We start from the raw sequence: 17846 nt of genomic DNA on the forward strand, positions 1-17846 counted from the left end.
TCAGTGAATTTATATATGATGAGATCTGATAAAATGAATGAAAAGATAGGAGGGGAACCCATGAAAAAGCCGATGATCGGTGTTCTGCCTTTGTACGATACAGACAAAAAAAGTTACTGGATGCTTCCAGAATATATGAACGCCATAGAGGGAGCAGGCGGGATTCCAATTATGCTGCCTTTGACAACAGATACCGAGATCATAGCAACGCTGGCTAATCAGTTCGATGGGTTCCTGTTCACCGGGGGACATGATCTCAATCCTGAGCTGTATCATGAGCATGCAGAGGTTACCTGTGGAGAGTTGTGTATTGAACGCGATATGATGGAGTCGATATTATTACAAAAGGTAATTGAGCTTGATAAACCTACCTTTGGCATATGCCGTGGACTGCAGCTATTTAACGTTATGTTGGGTGGAACGTTATATCAAGACATTCCCACTAGCCTTCAACTTCATGGGAACAAGATCGTTAATCATAAGCAAGGTCCGCCGTATACGGATCTTGTACATGATGTACATATTGAGAAAAATAATATCCTATACGATATTTTGCAAACCGATACGATAAAAGTGAACAGCTACCACCATCAGGGAATCAAAATGTTATCGGATAAGTTAACTGCTGTGGCCGTCGCTGAAGATGGACTCGTTGAATCCGTGGTCATGCCAAACCGCTCGTTTGTTTTGGCTGTGCAGTGGCATCCAGAGTACAGCTATAAAGTAGATGACTACAGTCAGAAGTTATTTGCGGCGTTTGTTAATGCTGCTAAATCCCCACGCTATACTATCCATATTGAAGACATCACCGCATAAAATGTGAAAAAGAAAAAAGACCTCCTGTTTATAAAAACAGAGGAGGTCTTTGTATTGGTGAATTTAGTCGTAATAGTAATCATGGTATCACCGTTCTATTGGCAGGATTATTTTAATCCAGACTTCGTGTTGGCATGCTCTTCAGCATTCAGGGAAGCAATCAGCTTCTCGCCTTCAACATCCAGGTTTGGCAGAATGCGATCCAGCCATTTTGGAAGTGCCCAAGCTTTGTCTCCGAAAATAGCCATGATGGCAGGGACCAAGCCCATACGGATGATGAAAGCATCAATCAGAATGCCTACCGCCAAAGTGAAACCAATCTGTTTGATCATGACATCGTCAGTGAATATAAATCCTGCAAATACAGAGACCATAATCACTGCTGCGGCAACAACCACGCGACTTACCTGATTGTACCCATGAACGACGGATTCGGTCCCGCGATGACCATGCACATAGGATTCCCGCATGGAGCTCACAAGGAAGACTTGATAGTCCATCGCCAGGCCATACAGGATACCTGTTACGATGATCGGCATAAAGCTCAGCAACGGGCCGCCGGTATCGAAACCAAAGAGCGAATGCAACCAGCCCCATTGGAATACAGCAGTGGTGATCCCGAATGTAGCCAGGATACTAAGCAGGAAACCGATGGTGGCTTTAATTGGAACGATAATCGAACGGAATACGAGTAACAGGATGATCAGCGAGAGCAGGATGATGATGCCTACATAAATAGGGAACACCTGCGCCAGTTTGGCGGACATATCGATGTTAACAGCTGTGAGTCCAGTAACTCCGAGTTTCACATCATAGGTCTGTGCGATGCCGGAATCAGCCGAGCGCAGATCAGTGACCAGTGTTTTAGTGAGATTATCGTTAGGACCCGTTTTTGGAATGAGACTGAAAATAGCTAAATCTTCTGTCATCCCAAGTGGTGTGACTTGTGCAACGTTATTCTGACCTTGAAGTTCCATCACCAGACCGCCCAAGAGTTCCGGTGTAACTTTTGCGGAAGACTGATTAGGCTCTGCGACCAGAATAAGGGGTCCGTTGAATCCTTCTCCGAAGCCTTCGGAGATGGCATCATAACTTTGTCTTGCAGTTGTATCCAGATTCGCTGAGGAAGCGCCGGGGATACCCATTTCCATTTTGGTGATCGGCGTCGCGGCAAAACCAAGAATGACGATGATGGCGATAATGGTAGCCCAGCGATTTTTGATAACGAATTTCACCCATCTGTTCGCGACTCCGTGGTTAGTGGCTTTAGGATGTTTCGCGCTTTTCTCACGAGCTTTGGCGGAACAGATGCGTTCTCCTACCAATCCCAGTAAAGCCGGCAACAGGGTTAAAGCAACAAATACGTTGATGAGCACGGTGGCAGCTGCGACTAAAGCCATCGTAGACAAGAATGTAAGACCGATGACAAGCATACCGCACAGTGCAATAATGACGGTTAATCCGGCAAAAAATACTGCGCTACCCGATGTACCAATGGCTCTGGCCGTTGCTTCTTTTGCGCTCAAGCCTTGATCAATGATCATTCGACGCTGGCGATTAACAATGAAGAGCGCATAGTCGATTCCAACAGCCAATCCAACCATTAGAGCTAGAACGGAAGTGACACTAGGCATTTCGATGAATTTGGAGATGGAGAACGCACCACCAACTCCAATGGCAACTCCTAGGAGTGCAGTGATCAGAGGCAGACCTGCTGCAACAACGGAGCCAAGGGTGATCAGCAATACAATGACAGCAATGACCAGTCCAACAATCTCTGCCGAGCCGACTCCAATCGATACCGTTTTGAGCGTTTCGCCCGGCAACACCTTAATATTGGTTCCTTGCTCTACCGTCATAACGGACTGAATAACGGAATCAAATACATCCTGTGTTATGGCAGACTGTTCAATTGTAAATTGGAACTGGAACAGTGCAATGCTGCCGTCCGAAGAGATCAGCATTCCAGGTACAGGAACACCATCCACCATCAAAGGTCCATAGGGAGGAGGCGTGGTTGTTGCGGATTGCGCCATATCAGTAGCCTGAGCATTCTGAGCCATCTCCGCCTGAGCACCCGAATTACCCGCTTCAGCTGCATAGTCCGCAGGGTTAATGACTTTGTCTAATCCGTAAACCTCATTAACACCTTTCATCATGGCCGCCAAACGTTCAGGCGTATCCAAACGCTCGTTGTCTGGAGCTTTGAAGACAACACTTCCTTGACCGCCGGAGGCGGCAGGCAGTTCTTTTGCCAATTGATCCAGAACCTTCTGTGACTCTGTGCCTTCAATCTTCATTTCGGAACTGATGTGAATACCATTGATGCTGATCATGGAGATGACAATTCCCAGAATTAAAACCCAGCCAATGATGAAATAGGCAGGTTTGCTAAAAGCGGTTTTCCCCACTCTGTATAATAATGTAGACATTTCTCTATTTTACACTCCTCTATGATGAATGTGGATGGTTGGCATGTTCAAATCCTGCCCGTAAATGATTAAACGTGGTTTCCAAAAATTGATCGAATGTTAAAACACCGGGCTTGGTATCTTCAGTAATGACTTGTCCGGGTAGTAACACATTGAGTCTTCCATCAATTAATGGCAGTATTGTTCCATATAGTGCGTTGATCAAAAGATAAGTATAGATCTCGTCATACTTCCCGTTAGATAAGTCTAATAAGGTATCTTGTGCCTGCGTCTGCATCCGGTGCATGGCTCCAAGGTAATGCGGTTCAAGCACGGGATAGGTCTGGGATAGCGATAGTAGCTGATGAAGTCTTCCTATTAGTTCTGTTGTAAGCTGCATCTTGATCAGGTTATACAGTACGTCAAGCAAGGAGACGTTGTCGGGCAATTCGGTAAGCAACTCTTCGAGTTCCGTTGTATTCTGAACGGATATTGCGCCTCTTGCTACGGCTTCTTCTTTACATGTGAAGTAGTTTGCAAATGTTCTGCGGGAACAACCCACCTGATGCACGATATCTTCGACCGTAAAGCCATCAAGCCCATGTTCAAGGGTAAGTTCAAATGCAGCACTAGCAAGTGCTTTTTCAGTTGCTTCTTTCTTCAAATGTCGCAAGTTTCGTTTGATCATTATTCTCCGCTTATGCGTTCACCTCCAACACCAATGACTATGGTTTAATTCTTTTAAGAAGAGCACACTTACTGAATATGCACTTTGTGAGGTTTATCATAACAAACAAGTTGCTCATTGTGCAAATTTACTCATTGTGCAATTATTTTATATGACAGCTATACTGCGAATCAATGCTTCAACTCCTGAGGAATGAATGTTAAAATCAATAGAAAAACTTGGGGCGATAACGAGATATGAGTAGTCGTAAACAAAGTTTATTGGAAACAGCACTTGCACTATTTTTAGAGCACAGCTATGCAAATACAACAATCCAGATGATCTTGGATCAATCGGGTGTATCCAAAGGCACATTCTACAAATTCTTCAGTTCCAAAGAAGACTGTTTATATTCTATTATTGATCAGCGTATGCAAGAGGATGTTTTCATTCGCAAAGAGCTTGAACAAAATCACTATACATCGGATTATGACCTGCTCGTAGATCAGATTGCGATTCCTATGTCTGTACCTAATAAAGAGCGAGTATGGGAATTATATTGGACGGGTTTTTATTCCGGGGAGATCAACTCAGCCAAACTGGCTACAGTTCACCTAAAATGGCTGTCCACACGCTTGATTCAGGTTTACGGGAACGATATTAGCTTATATGCCAACGAAGGGGCCATATTGTGCTACGGCATATTACATCAGATTGCCAACACATCAAGAAGTCTAAATACGCAAAAACCGGTATGGAGCGAAGTGGTTCCCAAAGTATTAACGTACATTGAAGTGATCCTAAGAACAATGCATCAGAGAAATGAACATATTTTCGACTTTCAGTCTCTCTATTTCCTGAATGCCGATGAGCGTAACCATGATATGGGTCTGGACATCGATAATATATTGATCGAATTTTATGAGTTCAACAACCGTGTACAAAAATCCAAGGAATCTGCATCATTCAAGCAACTTTCGAAGGGGCTCTTAGCGCTATTACAAGATCAAGAGGATTTAAATATTCCTGTAATCGAAGTGGTGCTGCAAGCGTTTCACAAAGAGTACAAATCCAGTGCGTTTCAATCTGAAGCCAATAGACTGACCGAAGCCTGTTGGTGGTATTTGGAACTAGTGAAGCAACGTAATTAATATGGGGGTTGGCTCGTAGCCGACCTCTTTTTTTGTTTTTTTATGTCTGTGGTTATTATTAATATACTATTAGTATATTAATAAATTGTTGTTATAACAGTTGTTTTGTACTGTTTAAACTATGATATTTGAAATTAATTATACGAGTAGTATATAATTGGAATGAACATATATTTCCATAGATTTGAAGCACTTCACTTCGAAAGGAAGATTTATATGAATAATTCGAATAACCAGACCTCAGAAAAAGTAGAATTTAATTTGTTTAGCGAAGAAAATAGTAAAGATCCATTTGCCATGTTTGCACAGATGCGTGCCAAAGGTTCCGTTGTCCCTATTCCTAATCCAATGGGTGGAGCAGGGCAAACCTGGATTGTAACTCGGATGGACGTTGCCATGGAAGTGCTGAAAGATCACTCTCGATTTACGGTAGATATGAACTCTATTGATAGTGGCAATGATATTCGAAAGAATCTCTCAGGTGAGCTTGGTTCATCGGAACCCCAGACCTTTTTTACCGGAAAGTCGATGCTCTTTGTTGATGAACCGGATCACCGAAGACTGCGTAGCCTGGTTTCCAAAGCGTTCACGCCAAGATATATGGAAAGCCTGCGTCCACGCGTCCAGGAAATTGCCGATGAGTTGATTGACCAATTCGAAGGAAAAGGAGAGATGGATCTTGTAAAAGACTATGCCTATCCTTTCCCAATCAACGTTATTTCCGAGATGTTGGGTATACCTCAGGAAGACCGACCTCAGATCCATGTATGGTCTGAAGCCATTGCAAAAGGTCTTGGTTTTGGTAAACAGGACCCTGCCGTAGCGCAGCACTTGCGATCATTCGCAGAGTACACCTCACAACTTGTGGCGAACAAACGAGTAGAACCTTCAGATGACCTCATCAGTCAATTGATTGCGATTGAGGAGGAGGGAGATCGACTGAATGAAGATGAATTAATATCCATGATCACGTTATTGATATTTGCTGGACATGAGACAACTTCCAATCTGATTGCAACTGGTTCTTATCTTCTTCTGACCCATCCCGAACAACTGGAACAACTGAAACAAGATCTGAATCTGGTTCCTTCTGCGGTGGAGGAGTTGCTACGATATAACGGACCCGCCACTTCCTCAGGTCCTCGTTATGCAACGCAGGACACGGAGCTGGATGGACAATTGATTCAAAAGGGAGACGTTGTGATTCCCCTTCTGAAATCAGCGAATCGGGACGAGCAGCAGTTCACTGATCCCGAAGAGTTGGATATCGAACGCAAAATAAAACGGCATTTGGCCTTTGGACACGGCATTCATATGTGTCTTGGCGCTCCGCTTGCTCGTGTAGAAGGGGACGTGGCGTTTACTACGCTTTTACGTCGGCTACCGGATATTCAGCTCAGTATTCCTCAGGAAGAGATTCATTGGCACTCTGCTTTGTCATCACAGGGATTGGCAGCATTGCCCGTAAAATTTTAATAGATAAACTTAGTGTAACCCATTGGAGTATGACGAATTTTCGTCATACTCTTTATTTGTATAGATGATAGAATGGAATGAACAAGAAACATATTAATGGATTGAACACTGCTTAATGTAAAAGATAAAGTGGGATACATAATTTTTGTGGTGGAGGTAAACCTTATGAATAAAGATGAACAATTCATGCATAAAGCCATTGAGATTGCTCTGCAAGCTCGCAAAGAAGGAAACGAACCATTCGGCTCATGATCAATTAGCGGAAATTGCTGGCGGCAACATCATGATCTCGTGTGAAGAAGTATTCGACAAAAGTCCTCAAAAGCCTGAAGTAACAGGGAAATTACTTAACACAGAAGGCTTAAAAGTTTTCGAAGGATATCAATTTCATTCCAACGCGTAATCAGATCAAAAAATTAATTTTAAATTATTGCTTGATTTTTTTTTCGACGTCTGATAGTGTAAGACCTGTGATTTTGGGAAGTTAATTTATCAATATGAATTAGAGCTTTCCAGCAGATAATTTTGACCACTTCACCAGGAAGTTAAGGCCATACGGACAGCCGGGTCAAACGCCGATTGGCAACTTATGTTGCTTTATTGATTGAGTTCAAAGCTCAAATTTTATAAGTTGGTTACTTTACAACCAGTGCAATTGCACATCAACTTGTGAAACGGTCAATAAGAGTGGTAAAGGCGAATTATTTGCTATATAGACTCTGATCCAATATTGATATACATGAAGAAGCTTTCCGCCAAAGGAGTTCTTGTGAACTTTTTTGGTCATGGAGACTTCACGTCTTTTTTATGATGTATATCGATAAGCAAGTGTGATGATGCGCGATTGCGAGCATTTTTCACCTTGCTTTTTTTGTTGTCTTGTTGTCACCGTATTAAACCAATTTTAAAAAAAATACATATTGGGATAGGAGAATGTAAAATGGGAAAAGCACTAATCATCGGCGCCGGCGGCGTTGCTTCCGTGGCAGTACACAAATGCGTTCAAAACAGCGAAGTTTTTGAGGAAATCTGCATCGCGAGTCGTACAAAATCAAAATGTGATGAACTCAAAGCCAAGCTGGACGGCGGAAAAACAAAAATTACAACAGCACAAGTTGATGCTGACAATGTTGACGAACTGATCGCTCTGATCAACGAAGTTAAACCGGATATCGTTATGAACCTCGCTTTGCCGTATCAAGATCTGACAATCATGGATGCTTGTCTTGCAACTAAAACAAATTACATGGACACAGCTAACTATGAGCCACATGATACAGCGAAGTTTGAATACAGCTGGCAATGGGATTACAAAGAGCGTTTTGAACAAGCAGGCATCACTGCATTGCTCGGTAGTGGATTTGACCCAGGTGTGACTGGCGTATTCTCCGCTTATGCCCTGAAGCACTACTTTGACGAAATTGAGTACATCGACATTCTGGACTGCAATGGCGGCGACCACGGCTATCCGTTCGCAACCAACTTCAACCCTGAGATCAACATTCGCGAAGTATCTGCGAACGGAAAATATTGGGAAAATGGTGAATGGATCGAAACGAAGCCGATGGAAATCAAACGTGTCTACGACTTCAAAGAAGTTGGCGAGAAAGACATGTACCTGTTGTACCATGAGGAATTGGAATCTTTGGCAAAAAACATGCCAGGTCTGAAACGTATCCGTTTCTTCATGACATTTGGTCAAAGCTACCTGACTCACTTGAAAGCTCTTGAAAATGTAGGCATGACTTCAATCGAGCCTATTGAATATGAAGGTAAACAAATTATTCCACTGCAATTCCTGAAAGCAGTACTGCCGGATCCAGCATCCCTTGGACCACGTACTGTAGGTAAAACAAACATCGGTTGTATTTTCAAAGGTAAAAAAGACGGCAAAGACAAAACATATTATGTTTACAATATCTGTGATCACCAAGAGTGTTATAAAGAAGTGGGTTCCCAAGCGATCTCTTACACTACAGGCGTTCCAGCAATGATCGGTGCAGCAATGGTCATGACAGGCAAATGGAACAAACCAGGCGTATATAATGTAGAAGAGTTCAACCCAGATCCATTCATGGAAGAGTTGAACAAATGGGGCCTCCCATGGGTAGAAGACTTCAACCCGGTACTCGTTGATGAGCTGCCAGAAGAAGTTAAAGAATCGGAGCTTGTTCGCTAAAATGCGGTTCGAGCAATTACCGACACCATGTTTTGTTGTTGACGAGGCGCTTATTGAGAAAAACCTGAAAATCCTGAACGGTGTTATGCAGCGTACAGGTGCCAAAATCGTGCTGGCTCAAAAAGCATTCTCCATGACTGCGATGTATCCGCTGATTGGAGAATACCTGAGCGGTGCAACGGCGAGCGGTTTGTATGAAGCGCGTCTGGGCCATGAGGAAATGGGCAAAGAGAATCATGTCTTTGCTCCAGCATATCGTGCAGAAGAGATCGACGAGATTATCTCTATCTGCGACCACATTATTTTCAACTCATTTTCACAGCTTGCAAAATTCAAGGATAAGGCGCTTCAAGCTGGCCGTAAGGTCGGCTTGCGCGTCAACCCTGAATGCTCTACTCAAGAAGGACATGAGATCTACGATCCGTGTTCTCCGGGTTCGCGTTTTGGTGCGAAACTGGAGGATTTCGATGCAGACTTGTTGGAAGGTGTCTCCGGACTTCACTTCCACACACTGTGTCAGCAAAACTCCGATGATCTGGAGACTACGCTGAATGCAGTGGTCGATAAATTCGGACAATGGTTGCCACAAATGGAATGGATCAACTTCGGCGGTGGGCACCATATCACACGTGAAGATTATGATATTCCAAGACTGGAAGCATGCATCACACGTATGCAGAATGATTATGGCCTGGAAGTATATCTGGAGCCGGGAGAAGCTGTTGCGCTGAACGCGGGTTATCTGGTGACCTCTGTGCTGGACTTCCATAAAAACGGTATGGACATCGCTATTCTGGATACTTCAGCTACGTGTCATATGCCGGATGTGCTGGAAATGCCATATCGCCCGCCGCTCATCGGTTCGGGAGAAGTGGGTGAGAAGGCTCATCTGTATCGTCTAGGTGGACAAACCTGTCTGTCTGGTGACGTGATTGGGGATTATTCATTCGATCAGCCTTTGCAAGAAGGCGACCGTCTGGTATTCGAAGACATGGCGATTTACTCCATGGTGAAAACCAATACGTTCAACGGCATGCCGCTTCCAGCGATTGCAGTCAAAAGAAAAGACGGCGATTGTGAAGTTGTCCGTGAATTCGGATATCAGGATTTCAAAATGAGGCTGGCATAATTACTTCATTATATAGTAAGTATTAATATAGAATTGAAAATAAATACAAAAAAGGGAACCTGGAGACAGGTTCCCTTTTTAACGTTAACTGAAGTTTAACGATTAGATTCAATGATGTTTATCAGTGGGGTTAGGTGAATGTTTTCCGGTATTAAGCCGACTTAGCTTCGACTTCAGTTTTCGGGTTAATTTTTCGGTTTAGAGGTTGCTCGTGCAGCGTAGGGAAAAATCGGTTCTCTTAGTTCAAAGTCATACGTCAACCCATCCACAATGCCGACTACACTTTCACTGTCATACAACTCCAGCAAAAATCCAGCCATTTGTTCCGCCGTATGGAATTTGGGAACTCTGCCTTCATATTCAAACTCGTCTACATTAAAGGAATGTTTCGCAAACTCAGTCTCGGTTGCAGCCGGTGCGAGAACTTTGGCTTGCATCGCTGCGTTCTTACCTTTTAACTCTTGCGCAAGTCCTTCGGTAAAGGCACTTACATAGAACTTGGTTGCGCAGTAGGTTACTGCATCGGCTACAATCGTATATCCACCACCAGAGGAGATATTAATGATCTGTGTGCCATCAACATCTGCATAATCACGTACATACAGGGAAGAAAGAATCGTAAGAGCTTCTATATTAAGATGAAGCATCTGCTCAATCTTGGGCAGGTGTTGTTCGCCAACGGAAGCAAAATTCCCGAATCCTGCGTTGTTAATCCACGTCTCAATGGAGTAAGCCTGAAGACTCTCATAGAATTCATACACATTAGCGGCAATGGACAGATCCACTGTACGAATGACAACATCCAGATCAGGATTGATTTCAGCTACCTTTGCTTTTAATTTGTCCAATTCATCGGTTCTGCGTGCTGCCAGGATTATATTTTTGCCACGAGCTGCAAAAGCTAAAGCCGCTTCATATCCAATGCCCGAACTGGCACCGGTAATCACTGTGTATTTCATGGGAATTCCTCCTGGATCTGATTTCATTTTTTATTGTGATGTGACCACGAGTTGATTATACTGATTAGAGCTTACTCTAAGTCAAGCGGGAAAATGGAGGGGAGGTTAACCATGCATACCATTGGTGAAGTGGCAGAATTACTCCATATCAGTGCACATACGTTGCGTTATTATGAGAAGGAACAGATTGTAACTCCTCTCCGAGATGCCAGTGGAGACAGGCGATACAACGAGTCACACCTGAAGTGGCTGCAATTTGTGATCAAATTAAAAGAGACTCAAATGCCCATTGCTATTATTAAGAAATATGCGTCCTTGTTTCAGGAAGGGGAGCATACGGCGGCGGATCGTTTGAAGCTGCTGGAGGAGCATAAAGAGTCGATTCAAAAACAGATGCACATACTTAACACAGCAGATGAGATGCTTGAGCATAAAATTTCGTCGTATCGAACGCTCATCGGACAATGAACTAACACACACCAATGACGATCTATTGCCAAAACAGTGATTTTTATTATAGACTGTTTTTTATCGGTTGTTCATCAAGGGGGAAATGCAATGCATCAAAACAGAAAACAAAAGTCAAACAAGTTAAAGATCCTCTCCAAAGTATTATTGATTATCATTGGGGGATTTATAACGGCATATGGCCTCGAAGCCATATTGATCCCGAATAATGTCTCAGATGGTGGTGTCACAGGTCTGAGTATCGTAGGATCACAGCTGTTCGGATTACCACTGGGGATGCTCATCGGGATTATTAACATTCCATTTGTGTGGCTCGGGTACAAGCAAATCGGAAAAAGCTTTGCGTTATATTCGATCATCGGTATTGCTTCACTCGCAATCAGCACCAGTCTGATGCACCATGTACCAACCATCATTGAAGGTGATACCTTGCTTGTTACGGTTGTCGGCGGGATTATCATCGGTTTTGGTATGGGACTTGCATTACGTAATGGCGGGGCATTGGATGGCATAGATATGCTGGCTGTACTCCTTTCGCGAAAAGTACCTTTTGGAACCAGTGATCTCATTCTGTTCCTCAACATGTTTGTCTTTATTGTTGTTTCTACCGTGTTTGGTCTGCAAGGCGCGATCTTGTCAGGACTTGCGTATTTCATTGCTTCCAAAGTAATACATATTGTTGAAGAGGGCTTAAGCGGCTCCAAAACGTTTAAAATTATTACGAATCAACCTGAGATTATGGTTGAAACCATTCGGGACCGCTTAGGCCGTGGAGCAACGTATACCGAGGCTTACGGTGGCTACTCTAATGAGCAATTCAAGGAAATTACTTGTGTCATTAACCGGATGGAAGAGAGTAAAATTAAAGATATCATTCACGAAATTGACCCAACTGCTTTTGTAGTCGTATACGATGTAGCTGAAGTGAGAGGCGGCAATTTCAAAAAGAAAGATATTCACTAACATACAAAAACGCGCTGACAGGAGGAATACTCTTGCCAGCGCGTTTTTGTTTACCTTATGTATATAAAAAAAATCAAGCTTCCGTAAAAACTGTACTGAAGCTACTGTCAACACCTTCAATATATAATGGAACAGCATATACCTTTTCAATTCCAGATAAATTATGGTTTAAATTCATATCCTCTATAAGTAGAATGAACTTGCCATCAACCCGACCTTTCCCGAGCATAATTTGATGAAAAGCGATAGCTTCATCCACATGAATCACAGAGCCTGAAGAGATCATATCCATCCCAACTGCTCGCAATGAATCAAAAACCATCAGGTAGCTTGCAGCATCCGCTGCAAATCCTGGGTTATGATCACTATAACGAATAGGGTCAGATGATCGAAACTTGCCAAAACCTGTACGTATGAGCAGTAGATCAGAGCCAGCGATCTGGTGCTCATACGGCTCCAGGTCAGCTTTGGTAATAAGTTCATCATTACCTTTGGGAATATCGAGGATTGTTGGATGAGTAAAGATAAAATAGTCTATTGGAATCTCGCTTATTTTTAGACCTTGCGGATTGAAATGCCAAGGCCCGTCAATATGAGTTCCATTATGGTTGAGGGATGTGATGATAAATTGGTTATACAGGTCTCCTTGATCTATGCTGGACTGCTGCTGAATCTCAACAGAAGGGTTATCTTTATAAACGGGAGTATTTACACTAAGAGGATAGGACAAGAGGATCCGCTTCATCTATTGTTCTCTCCTTTATGTCACACAGGATTTATATAATGTTTGGTGAATGTATGGACTCATATTATGAAAGGAATCGGTACTTCATGCATAAGCACAGCTCTATTATGGAAAACTTCTGTAGTGTGATTAAATAGCATGATTCCTATGGGAGGTTAGCATAGTGACAAAGCAGGACCCGCAAGAGCTTTTGAAGCAAAAACATGAACTGGATGAACAAAAAAGACAGTTCACTAATTTTTCCCGAAATATTTCAGGTCATGGTGAGGTTGAAGCTGGTCAAGAGTTCAGTGTTGACCGAGTGCCAGATGACCAAAACCGTATGAAATCGGTTGAGAACAGACGCGGCGAAGTCTAAAACGTTACAACATAAGCCGATCCTTTCATGGATCGGCTTATTCGTGCGTAGCATTTTATCTAACAGGAAGATATATGTTGTAGTTGAGAATGATTATCGATAGAATGGAGAAAAGTGAAAATATCCGCTGATTTTGCTGATGTTTTGCTAACTTAATGGGTTGTGGAAGGTGAAGGAAGAGATGCACGTAGAAGAGCATGTGAAGTTATGGAATCTGGCCTCAATTAAAATATGGGATGTGCGTCACGTCGTCGTGCGCGCTGGCGAACCCATCCATGCCTATCGATTTCCAATTAGCGGTTTTATATATACAGTTCGCGGCAATGCAACGATTACGCTGGATGACACGATGTACGCGATCGATCAGATGCAAGTCTTACATGGAGGCAAGGGGGTATGGATGAATATCTCCCTGAGCGAGGATTCATTCGAATTTTATTTGATGTTTTATCGGGCTAATTTGTCGTTATCCAATACTCGTGAGAATCAAGCTCTGCTCAGGCAACATGTCCCGTTTCACGTGCAATATGCTTTCGCCCCAAGCTATCCCATTGACTTATATGATAAAGTCCAAAGAATAGAGCAACATTGGGAACGGACGGATGCGTTCTCGAAATTTCAGGTAAAGACGTTATTTTATCAATTTATTAATGAATTAATGAGGCAGTTAAGTGCACAAGGAATTGAGACTGCCAAGCCCGATCTGGTAGCTCAAGCCGTTCGTTATCTTCAAGAGAACTACATGTTGCCCGTTATGGTCGATCCGCTCGCAGAACTTCTGGATTGCAGTGCAGGGCATCTGTCGAGAACGTTCAAGAAAGAGACAGGCAGCAGTCTGATTACCTATTTAACTCGGATACGGATGTACAAAGCCAAGGAGCTGCTGTTGCACACAGATGCATCTCTTCAGAAGATTGCCGAGGCAATCGGCATTCCAGATGTGATCTATTTTAATCGTTTATTTAAAAAGCATGTTGGCCTTTCACCAGGTCGGTTCAAACAAAAATGTATCGCCCTGCCAACCGGTCAGAATAATGCTATTCAAGAATCAGAATTGTCCATTGTCAGTCCCATGCATCGCGGTTATGATCCTATTGATGATGATAATTATTATCAATACAACTCAAAAGGAGAATCACTTACATCTATGAGATCGAGAAAACCCGTTGCATTGCTTTTGATGCTCAGCCTTACTTTATTAATATCAGCCTGTTCCCCTTCTCAGGGCAGTTCAGCAACAAGCAGTAATGGAACAAGCGGTAACAATGCTCCAACCACCGAAGTCGCGCAATCCACCGAATCAACAGTACAGGAGCGTGTTGTTAAACATCCTTGGGGAGAAACTGTCATCAAAGGTGATCCTCAGCATATTATTTCGTTGTTCCCGGCTGCAACTGACTATTTGTTAGCACTCGGTATTGTACCCCAGGCAGCATCCAGTAATGAGGAGGGGAGTGATCAGTTTCCTACCTACCTGTCCGATCAACTACAAGGAAAAGAAAATCTGGGCTGGCAGGTTGATCCCAACTACGAAAGCATATTGGCGGCAGAGCCAGACCTGATTATCGGTCAGGATTTCATGAGTGATGCCTATGACAGTCTCAGCAAAATTGCCCCTACCTTGCTGGCAGAGAAGCTGCAGGACGAGCAAGGTATTATTCGTATGAAGACAAGCCTGTTACATATGGGAGATATGTTAGGGAAGACGGATCAGGCCAAACAGGTCATTGAAGAATACGAAAAGAAGGCTGCAGAAGCCCGTGAGAAAATCAAGCAATCCATCGGAGACGAGACCGTGATGTTCCTGCGTTTATCCGATAAAGAAGTGCGTTATTACAGTAAAAGAAACTACGAGGTTCTGTACGACGATCTAGGCTTGACACCTCCTGTATCCATACCTGACCCGACAGATTCAATGAAAGTAATCTCCATGGAGTCGTTACCATCGTTTAACCCGGATCATATTTTCCTGTTGTCATCAGACGAAAATGAAACGACAGAATTGCAAAAAACAGCAGTGTGGAAAAGCCTGAATGCTGTTAAAAACAACAATGTCTACATCGTTGACTACGGCTTGTGGTTCCAAGGTCCGGGAGGACCCATTGGACAGAGCAAGATTATCGACGAAGCGGTAAGTTTCCTTACCCAATAAATAAGGAAACTAGACAGGAGGATTAATGCATATGGAAACGTCCGTCGTAGAGAAGCTCATTCGTGAACGAAGAACCATTCGTCAGTTCAATGGCAAACCGCTGGCGAAAGAAACGATCATGCACTTGCTGGAAGCGGCCGTGTGGGCACCTGTTCATTCCCGTAAAGAGCCATGGCGCTTCATATTATTTGTAGAAGAAGGTCGGAAGCAATTTGCTGATGCGGTGCTACATACGTTTTCCAAAGATGAGCGGGAGCGCTGGACAGAGAAGCTGCAAAAGGACTATTGCGAATCTATCCAAGCCCATCTGCTGGTTGTGATTGAGGCTGATCCGAGACAACGGGTATGGGAAGATGCTGTGGGGGCTAGTGCTGCCCTTATTCAAAATATTCAACTCCTGGCATGGGAGCAGGATATCGGCGTAGTGTGGAAGACGAATGAATATAATTTCGATCCTGATTTCTACTTCAAGACCGGTGTGAGACCAGGGGAGAGAATCATTGGCACACTTCATCTGGGGTACTTTGATCAGGATAAGATTCCCAAGCCTCGTCCTCGTACTCCAGCAGAAGAGTTATTGACCTGTGTCTCGGTGGCAGGAGAAGACGCGCAACAGCATTAGTTGCCATTAGTAACGTACTATCAGATGTTCAAAAATTCATAGAATATTTCTCACCAAGCCGCTAAATTAGCGGCTTTTTTGGCGATCTTTGAATTTTGCGTAACAGTCAGGCTTTCATTTTGTTCCAATGTCCCGGATTGGTATCATCTGGGATGATTAAGTTAATAATATCCTGATAATGGTCTGCTTTATTGATCATATATTGGACTCGTTGTTGGGCTTCTTCCAACTGAGCAAACGCGGCTTCCTTCTGCCGTAAAATGATCTCATAGCGCTTTTGTATGGTTGAGTTCCCCTCAAGGCAGAGATCCACATAAGCTTTAATTTGTTCCACAGACATACCGCACTGTTTTAGATATTTTACACCCGTAAGCCAGTTTACGGATTCTTCGTCAAAAAGACGGTTATTGTTTTTGTCGCGTTGCAGATTTGGAACGAGCCCTTTATCTGTATAGAAACGAACCGTATGTTCGGAAAGGTCGAGCAGTTTGGCGACTTCTTTGACGTTATACATGACGAAACTCCTTATGTCTTCAAGTATGGAATGAAAAATGATAGAAAAAGATTGACTTCGAGTTACTCGAAGGTGATACCCTAAGTATAGTTTAAGGTTATTAGACTGTAAATCTCAAAAAATTATAACTAACAAGGAGTGTCACTCGATGGAATATGTTACGTTGAATAACGGAGTTCAGATGCCTATTTTGGGATATGGTGTGTACCAGATTGCTGATCAGGAAGAATGCGAGAAATGTGTGCTTGATGCAATCAGCGTTGGGTATCGTTCTATTGATACAGCACAAGCCTACCGTAACGAAGAAGCCGTGGGCCGCGCTATTCAAAAAAGCGGAGTACCTCGAGATGAATTTTTCATCACGACCAAGGTATGGATTTCAAATGCAGGGTATGAAAAAGCCAAAGCATCCATAGAGGAATCTCTGCGGAAACTCCAACTGGAATATCTGGACCTGGTCCTGATCCATCAACCGTTTAATGACTATTATGGAACATATCGAGCTATGGAAGAGTTATATAAAGCGGGGAAAATCAAAGCTATCGGAGTAAGCAATTTCTATCCGGACCGATATATCGATCTTGTTCAGTTCAGCGAAGTCGTACCGGCAATTAATCAAGTTGAAACCCATGTGTTCAATCAGCAGACAGAGGCACATGAGATCATGAAAAAATATAATACGCAGATTGAATCCTGGGGACCATTCGCGGAAGGCAAAAATGACTTATTCACGAATGCGACGTTGCATGAAGTAGGTCAAAAATACAACAAATCGACGGCCCAAGTCGCTCTGCGTTTCTTGATTCAAAGAGGAGTGGTTGTTATTCCGAAAACGGTCAACAAAAATAGAATGGAAGAGAACTTCAATGTATTTGATTTTGAATTGACCTTGGAGGATATGGAAAAGGTAGCAGCACTGGATACAGGAACAAGCTCCTTTTTCTCACATTATGATCCTCAAACCGTAGAATTCTTGACTGACTATGGCAAGAAAGGACTGTAATCCAACTTATTCAATATCGTGCTCATTGTAGACGAACTTATGAAATTACAACAAGCCAGACAGATCATCTGTCTGGCTTGTTGTATTACAGGAAGAGAATCTCAGTTAACCAGCTGTTCCTGTTACGATCATTGAAGCAATATAGATGGTAGTCAATCGTTGTAAAAGGTCGTATATTAATAATATGTCGATTGTGGGAGTGAACATGTACCACATCGCAAAATGATAAACGA

At 43.1% G+C, this 17846-nt stretch carries 16 protein-coding genes; 11 read left to right on the forward strand and 5 right to left on the reverse strand.

Annotation, left to right across the window (positions count from 1 at the left end; all coding sequences use genetic code 11):
• The first annotated feature begins 60 nt into the window (after positions 1-60).
• Positions 61-816: a gamma-glutamyl-gamma-aminobutyrate hydrolase family protein gene (locus MKY95_RS15420; protein ID WP_339199627.1), complete on the forward strand. Its 756-nt coding sequence runs from the start codon at positions 61-63 to the stop codon at positions 814-816.
• Positions 817-923: 107 nt separating this feature from the next.
• On the opposite strand, the gene MKY95_RS15425 is transcribed toward MKY95_RS15420, so the two are convergent.
• Together MKY95_RS15425 and MKY95_RS15430 are read right to left on the reverse strand one after the other, a co-directional pair.
• Positions 924-3248 carry an MMPL family transporter gene (locus MKY95_RS15425; protein ID WP_339199629.1) on the reverse strand — a complete coding sequence of 775 codons (2325 nt, stop codon included), beginning with the start codon at positions 3246-3248 and terminating at the stop codon, positions 924-926.
• Positions 3249-3267: 19 nt separating this feature from the next.
• Complete coding sequence (locus MKY95_RS15430; RefSeq protein ID WP_076253018.1) at positions 3268-3915, reverse strand: TetR/AcrR family transcriptional regulator; 648 nt, start codon at positions 3913-3915, stop codon at positions 3268-3270.
• A gap of 236 nt (positions 3916-4151) precedes the next feature.
• Here MKY95_RS15430 and MKY95_RS15435 point away from each other — a divergent pair, with 236 nt between their 5' ends.
• The 4 genes from MKY95_RS15435 (at position 4152) to nspC (ending at position 9829) form a co-directional block, all read left to right on the forward strand.
• Positions 4152-5045, forward strand: a complete 894-nt coding sequence (locus tag MKY95_RS15435; protein WP_076253019.1) for a TetR/AcrR family transcriptional regulator — start codon at positions 4152-4154, stop codon at positions 5043-5045.
• A gap of 216 nt (positions 5046-5261) precedes the next feature.
• Positions 5262-6521: a cytochrome P450 gene (locus MKY95_RS15440; protein WP_036616012.1), complete on the forward strand. Its 1260-nt coding sequence runs from the start codon at positions 5262-5264 to the stop codon at positions 6519-6521.
• A 940-nt stretch (positions 6522-7461) separates the two neighbouring features.
• Positions 7462-8700 (forward strand): saccharopine dehydrogenase family protein, encoded by a 1239-nt coding sequence (locus tag MKY95_RS15445; protein ID WP_036616010.1) that lies wholly within the window; start codon positions 7462-7464, stop codon positions 8698-8700.
• A gap of 1 nt (position 8701) precedes the next feature.
• Positions 8702-9829 carry a carboxynorspermidine decarboxylase gene (gene nspC / locus MKY95_RS15450; protein WP_339199982.1) on the forward strand — a complete coding sequence of 376 codons (1128 nt, stop codon included), beginning with the start codon at positions 8702-8704 and terminating at the stop codon, positions 9827-9829.
• 185 nt (positions 9830-10014) lie between these two features.
• Here nspC and MKY95_RS15455 read toward each other — a convergent pair whose 3' ends face one another.
• The gene (locus tag MKY95_RS15455; RefSeq protein ID WP_339199631.1) at positions 10015-10788 is read right to left on the reverse strand and encodes an SDR family NAD(P)-dependent oxidoreductase; all 774 of its coding nucleotides are present in this window, start codon (positions 10786-10788) and stop codon (positions 10015-10017) included.
• A gap of 111 nt (positions 10789-10899) precedes the next feature.
• Here MKY95_RS15455 and MKY95_RS15460 point away from each other — a divergent pair, with 111 nt between their 5' ends.
• Both MKY95_RS15460 and MKY95_RS15465 read left to right on the forward strand, forming a co-directional pair.
• Positions 10900-11256 carry a MerR family transcriptional regulator gene (locus tag MKY95_RS15460; RefSeq protein WP_036670900.1) on the forward strand — a complete coding sequence of 119 codons (357 nt, stop codon included), beginning with the start codon at positions 10900-10902 and terminating at the stop codon, positions 11254-11256.
• A gap of 90 nt (positions 11257-11346) precedes the next feature.
• Positions 11347-12219: a YitT family protein gene (locus MKY95_RS15465; protein WP_036670902.1), complete on the forward strand. Its 873-nt coding sequence runs from the start codon at positions 11347-11349 to the stop codon at positions 12217-12219.
• Positions 12220-12292: 73 nt separating this feature from the next.
• Here the strand turns inward: MKY95_RS15465 and MKY95_RS15470 are convergent, their stop codons facing one another.
• Positions 12293-12949: a cyclase family protein gene (locus tag MKY95_RS15470; protein WP_235200839.1), complete on the reverse strand. Its 657-nt coding sequence runs from the start codon at positions 12947-12949 to the stop codon at positions 12293-12295.
• A gap of 178 nt (positions 12950-13127) precedes the next feature.
• Here MKY95_RS15470 and MKY95_RS15475 point away from each other — a divergent pair, with 178 nt between their 5' ends.
• The 3 genes from MKY95_RS15475 to MKY95_RS15485 all read left to right on the forward strand — a co-directional run bounded on the left by MKY95_RS15475 (position 13128) and on the right by MKY95_RS15485 (position 16096).
• A complete protein-coding gene (locus MKY95_RS15475; RefSeq protein WP_017688524.1) occupies positions 13128-13322 on the forward strand; it encodes a hypothetical protein in 195 nt (64 codons plus the stop codon).
• Between the two features lie 181 nt (positions 13323-13503).
• Positions 13504-15474 (forward strand): AraC family transcriptional regulator, encoded by a 1971-nt coding sequence (locus MKY95_RS15480; protein WP_339199635.1) that lies wholly within the window; start codon positions 13504-13506, stop codon positions 15472-15474.
• A 31-nt stretch (positions 15475-15505) separates the two neighbouring features.
• A complete protein-coding gene (locus MKY95_RS15485; RefSeq protein ID WP_036615999.1) occupies positions 15506-16096 on the forward strand; it encodes a nitroreductase in 591 nt (196 codons plus the stop codon).
• Between the two features lie 106 nt (positions 16097-16202).
• Here the strand turns inward: MKY95_RS15485 and MKY95_RS15490 are convergent, their stop codons facing one another.
• Positions 16203-16610 carry a MerR family transcriptional regulator gene (locus tag MKY95_RS15490; RefSeq protein ID WP_036615998.1) on the reverse strand — a complete coding sequence of 136 codons (408 nt, stop codon included), beginning with the start codon at positions 16608-16610 and terminating at the stop codon, positions 16203-16205.
• Between the two features lie 148 nt (positions 16611-16758).
• Here MKY95_RS15490 and MKY95_RS15495 point away from each other — a divergent pair, with 148 nt between their 5' ends.
• Entirely contained in the window at positions 16759-17613 is an 855-nt protein-coding gene (locus tag MKY95_RS15495; RefSeq protein WP_036615995.1) for an aldo/keto reductase, read from the forward strand.
• The last annotated feature ends 233 nt before the right edge of the window (positions 17614-17846 follow it).

The sequence above is a fragment of the Paenibacillus sp. FSL P4-0176 genome (assembly GCF_037975265.1).
GTDB lineage: Bacteria > Bacillota > Bacilli > Paenibacillales > Paenibacillaceae > Paenibacillus > Paenibacillus amylolyticus.